The sequence below is a fragment of the Staphylococcus sp. HMSC069D12 genome (assembly GCF_001810405.1).
Lineage (GTDB): Bacteria > Bacillota > Bacilli > Staphylococcales > Staphylococcaceae > Staphylococcus > Staphylococcus haemolyticus.
Window position 1 is genome coordinate 38,278 of record NZ_KV801109.1, and the last position, 4,334, is coordinate 42,611.

Consider the following 4,334-nt stretch of genomic DNA (forward strand, 5'->3'; position numbering starts at 1 on the left):
TTGGCGACTAAATCAGATAACGCATAATATACAAAATTAATAAAACACAAGAGCAATAAGAAAATACTCCATTTGTATTATAACATCTTTGCTCTTGTTTTAATACATGGAGGTATAAAATTGAGCGTAATTCAATTAGAAAATGATGCGCAAGTGAGTGTGGTTTGGTATGGAAACGAAAAATCAACTTCATTCAAAAGCTTCTCTCAGCCTAAGTGGAGTGAATTAATTAGTCGTTTATCCATTCCACAAAATAATATAAATAAATATGCTAGGGGAACAGCAGTATATGGAAATATAGCTGATGGCGTAGATGATAAAGGCAACGAATACCAAAAATACAGAAATGATGACAATGTCCTTTATAGAGATGTACTTGTACTTGATTATGATGATGAGGAAGATTTAAACATGCTAAACAAGTCAATTAAAAGTGAATTAGAGGGCTTTGGATGGTTTTGGCATACAACATTCAGACACACAAATGAAAGTCCTAGAATACGCTTGTACGTGCCATTGAGTGAGCGTATAAATGCGAATGAATATCGTGCATATGTAAGAACATTAGCACAAAAAATTGCGTGCAAAATTGATGAGGGCAGTTATCAACCATCTAGGGCTATGGCGTTACCAGTCAGAAAAAGTAATGAAAGTCCTTTTGAATTTCAATTTAACGACGCTGCAATTATAGATAAATCAACGCTTAAAGAGTGGGCTAAATTATTTGATATCACAATTCAAACGTCATCAAAGCCTAGATTTGAAAAACGAGATTCAAGTCACTGGAAAGAAAAAGCGTTTGGCGTTAGTGAAGGTGGGCGTAATTCGTCATTAGCAAGCATTTTAGGACATTTATTTCAGCGAAGAGTAAATGAACATATTATTTATGCCTTTGCTCAGATGTGGGGACAATCATGCACACCACCAATGAATGAACGTGAAATTAATGCTACTTTTTATTCTATTATGAAAAAACACTATAACAACTAGAGAGGGGTTTTCTATGAACTTTACTAATGATGAAATTATGAATGAAATTAATAAGAGTATAAATAAGAAAACATATACTCCCGATTTTATTCCAGATGGTTATAAAGTAAAAACAAATCAATACGGTGCAGCACTTTATCAAATTATCCCAAGTAAAAAAGATGGTGAACCAGATAAAGAAAGGTTTATTACTACTACTATTCCAGAGATCAACACTAGATATGAAAATATTGAAGATGGCAAAGTAAGCTATAATATGCACTTTATAGACAATCGAACACCAGTAAATTTAAGTGTTACTGCCGAAGAAATCACTGATAATAGACAACTCCTCAAACTGGCAAATAGAAAACTTGATGTAACTTCAAATACTTCATCAAAATTAGTTGATTATATTAATCAGTCCAAGAGATACAGTCCACCTATCAATATAAAGGTGGCAACACGATTAGGACATGTAAATGATTACTTCATTTATCCATATAAAGACGAAATGGAACACAAAAATATAAAGTTTTTCAATAATGATAAAGGCTTTCAAAAGTTAGTCAATTCTTTTAAATCTAAAGGCACAATTGAAGATTATTCAAAAAAAGTGTTTGTAAAAATTAAAGATTTGCCAATGGTTATGGTGATGTTATACGCCTCACTTGGTTCAGTTTTACTTTATGAGTTTGATATTAAGCCGTTCATTGTTGAATTGGCTGGAAGTACTTCAACTGGTAAAACGTTCACCTTAAATTTAGTGGCTAGTGTATGGGGAACGACTGACCTTACAACTACATGGAGTTCTACTAGAAATAGTATTGAGGCTATGGCTGCATTTTTGAACTCTTTTCCGATATTTAAAGATGATACACGTAATACCTCACCTGCTTTTGTATCTCGTGCAGTCTATAACTATTCAAGTGGCGAAAGTAAAAGTCGAAGTAATAAGAATTTAACTGTTGATGAAAAGAAAGAATGGAAAAATATCTTACTTTCTAAGAAGCCTCAATTACAAATATGGAAGATGATAAGGCTGGAGTATCGGCTCGTGTTATTACTTTAGAAGAACAACCTTATCCAGATAAATTTGATTTTATTTCATTAGATCGTGAATTTAGAGAGAATTATGGAACTCTAGGAATTGAATTTATTAAACAATTTCAATCAAAAAAAGATGAGCATAAAAACAGTTTTGAAAGTTATTTAAGATATTTTAATGACAAAGGTATGAATGAAGTAATGCAACGTATTGGAAAGTGTTTCGCTTTATTACAGCTTACTGGTGAAATTCTTAATGATATAGATGGTTTTGAACATGATTACTATAAAATTATTAACCAAGCATATGAAAATATGTTAAAGAATAACAAAACAATAGATAAACCTAAGCAAGCACTTGAGGATATGCTGCAATATTTAGACGCTCACCGAAATAACATAACTGGTGATGGATATAGTCCAGTAAGGAATGGCGAGATTAAAGCAGTATATAAACATGGTTACCTATGTATTTTGGGCGATACAGTAAAAGATATATTAGGTCATGAAATGTATACCATAACAAAACAATGGGATAAAAAAGGGTATTTAGTCAAAAATGAAAAAGACCGTCTACAAATGAAAATTAGTCACTCAAATATTAAACATAGAGGCTTTGCTATTAAAAATGAAATAGTTAAAGAACTAGGGTTCGACTTTTCAAGTTTAAACTACCCTTATTCAGATTATTAATAAGTTCCCAATGGTTCCCGTTGAGTACCCATTCAAAAGTTACAAATGGGAACTCAATAAATACTATATTATCAGTCTTTAAGTCTAATAGTTCCCAGAGTTCCCACTTATATATAAACAGTATATATGATTAAAAAAATAACTAGAGTAATTGATTATAAAATACAGAACAATAAAAAAATAATTAACGGGGACAACGGGAACTAAGTATATTAAAGCTATATACATCAAGGGTTTGAACAGTTCCCAATAAAAAATAGATATGGGGACTTAACGGGTAATAGTTCCCAATTATTTAATATGGAGGTCAAGTATGCCAACAATTACAGAAATAGGACACCAACAGTTTAAGTTGTTTATAAATAATAATAAATTTCAGCAGCATGTGAAAAAAGAACAAGATAATATGGCTAAAGGTTTAATCATAAGTCTTTTAACTAATTCTACTAAAGCTCACAAAATCTTTATTCAAGAAGTTATTTTATTAAACAAAAAATATTATCTCTATTGTTTTGGTGGGGATATATCATTGATAACTAAAGATTTCAAAGCACTCATAAAATTTAATATTAGAAAGCCTAATACGTTACTTAGTCAACATTTTAATAGTGATTGGATCATTGAAATAGATAATTTGAATTCGCTTAAAAAAGGACATGGCAAGATGTTGCTAAAAGATGTGTTGGCAATTTCTACAAAGCTTAATCTTGAGTCTTGCTTATGGACTGAGAGCGATGATAATACTAAGTATTTTGAAAGATATAAATTTGAAAGTATCGGTAAGATTGGAAAAGATAACGAAAACTTGATGATTAGAAGAAAGGAACGTGTATAGTATGAATAATAAACAATTAAAAGAATTAACTAAGATTGCTCGTTTTATGGAAAGTGTAATTTATGAAACAGATAATTGCGTAAGAGATTTTAATATACTTACGCAGCAACAAGTGAATAAGACAACATTTTTAGAGTTCGCACTCATATTCTTTGAGCGTAAAACGTGGGAAATTGTTGAAATGTTAGAATTTGATACTAATGAATTTATCTTATTGAATGAAGTGAACGAAACATTAGATAGTGTAATGAAAGAAACAGAAAGCGTATATCATTATAGCGTGACTGATGAAAATGGCGAACATTATCATACTACTGATAGAAAAGGCCATATCATTGGAATATTAGAGTGGGCATTAGATCAGATTGTTGGAAATATAGATATCGAACAAACAATTTAATATATAAAATTATAGGTCATGCACTTTAATAGGTGCATGGCTTTTTTATGTAAATCGTAATTGTTAAGATTTGTTAATGGTTTTAGGTTTATCTCAGGTGAAAAAAACGAACATTAGTTCTGTAAAGGAAAGTGTGTGAAATTGCATGAAAAGTAGTATAAACGCTTTAGTTATAGTGTTAAATGGAATGTTAAGAAGTTATGTAAACGTTACTAAAATAAGAACATTTGTTTGTTATTTAGGTGTAAATTTAGTATAATAGTGTTATAGAAGTAATGACTTCTATATATTTAATAAAAGTCTGGATTAAATATTTGTTGTTTACTTATTGCCTAAATATTACCTCCTCATTAAAGATGAAATGAGGATAAAACAATGACAATAACAATT

At 30.3% G+C, this 4,334-nt stretch carries 3 protein-coding genes and 1 pseudogene; all 4 read left to right on the plus strand.

The window, feature by feature from the left end:
• Positions 1–120 precede the first annotated feature (120 nt).
• A complete protein-coding gene (locus HMPREF2737_RS08360; protein WP_053020706.1) occupies positions 121–990 on the plus strand; it encodes a primase alpha helix C-terminal domain-containing protein in 870 nt (289 codons plus the stop codon).
• A gap of 13 nt (positions 991–1,003) precedes the next feature.
• Positions 1,004–2,709: pseudogene (locus HMPREF2737_RS08365) on the plus strand (DUF927 domain-containing protein).
• A 313-nt stretch (positions 2,710–3,022) separates the two neighbouring features.
• Positions 3,023–3,544: a hypothetical protein gene (locus HMPREF2737_RS08370; RefSeq protein ID WP_053020708.1), complete on the plus strand. Its 522-nt coding sequence runs from the start codon at positions 3,023–3,025 to the stop codon at positions 3,542–3,544.
• A gap of 1 nt (position 3,545) precedes the next feature.
• Complete coding sequence (locus HMPREF2737_RS11885; RefSeq protein ID WP_053020709.1) at positions 3,546–3,944, plus strand: hypothetical protein; 399 nt, start codon at positions 3,546–3,548, stop codon at positions 3,942–3,944.
• The last annotated feature ends 390 nt before the right edge of the window (positions 3,945–4,334 follow it).